Origin of the sequence: Planosporangium flavigriseum (genome assembly GCF_011947225.1) — a bacterium.
Lineage (GTDB): Bacteria > Actinomycetota > Actinomycetes > Mycobacteriales > Micromonosporaceae > Planosporangium > Planosporangium flavigriseum.
This window is the reverse complement of record NZ_JAATVW010000061.1, coordinates 1-1,101: the sequence shown is the minus strand read 5'-3', so window position 1 is coordinate 1,101 and position 1,101 is coordinate 1. Positions and strand designations below refer to the sequence as shown.

Annotated in this window: 1 protein-coding gene; it reads left to right on the top strand. The window is 68.8% G+C overall.

What is annotated here, in order from left to right; translation table 11 throughout:
* Positions 1–252 precede the first annotated feature (252 nt).
* The coding region (locus HC028_RS26805) for a nitrogen regulation protein NR(II) (RefSeq protein ID WP_168080224.1) at positions 253–1,101 on the top strand (849 nt) is incomplete at its 3' end.

Below are 1,101 nucleotides of genomic sequence, written 5' to 3'. Positions count from 1 at the left end.
TCGGTGGTCGACGGGCACGGCGGCAGCATCGAGCTGCATTCCACGCCGGGGGAGGGCGCCGAGTTCGTCCTGCGCCTGCCCATCGACGGGAAACGGCCCGAGCCGGCGTGACCCGGGCGCGACCGGTGCTGCCATGACGCGCCGTTTGCACGACTTCGTCACAAACCCGACCTCGGCTGTCGCCTTAATTCCGCTTCATCGGGGCCGATAAGGGAGGCGACCCGGACACCATAGAGCGAAGTGCCGAGAGCTATGACTGCAGTCACAGTGCCGTCCACCGACGCGCCCAAGGCGCCGTTACCCCGGAATGCGGACCTGATACAGGCTGGGCAGAGCAGCGCCGATCTGCCCAGGATCGCCGCCGCCTGCTGCTCGGCCGAGCTCGGCGCGGTGACCGTCCTGGCCGCGGAAGGCCCGTACATCGACGCGGCGTACGGCTTCGATCCTGCCGTACCGCCGCCAGTGGCCGCGCTGTACGAGCGGGTCGTGTGGGAGGGGCGCATTGTCGTGGTCGACGGTGCCGACGAGTGCTTCGCTGGCATACCGATCCGCAGCCCCTTGGGCGAGACCTTCGGTGTGCTGTGGGTGGCCGATGACCGGCCGCGCGAGGGCTGGGCCGCGGCGGTGGAGGAGTTCCTCCCCCTACTGGCTAGCCAGTACGCCAAATGCCTAGAACTTCGGGACCTGCGGCTGGAGCGAGCGAGTGCGCTGGACATGGTCAATGCGGCCGTGCTCCGCATCGCGGCGGACGGCGAGCTGATCTGGGTTTCGCCGTCGTGGACCCAACTGACCGGTCACGCGGTCGAGGCGACGGTCGGCCGGCCCATCTGGGAATTCGTGCAGGGCAACATCTGCAGTCCGATCCAGGATGTCCTTGTCGGAACGGGGGACGGCGCGGTGCGCCGGATCGATTGCAGCCTGAGCACCGTAGCTGGCGGATCGATGCAGACCGAGCTGGCGGTAAGACGGGTCAGCCGCGAGGACGGCTGCTCGTGGAGCGGCGTGCTCGGCGTCGTCATCGATATGCGGGAGCGGCAGCGGCGGGAACTGGAGACCCGGCACGACCAGAAGCTGGAGTCGTTGGGTCGGTTGTCGGCGGGC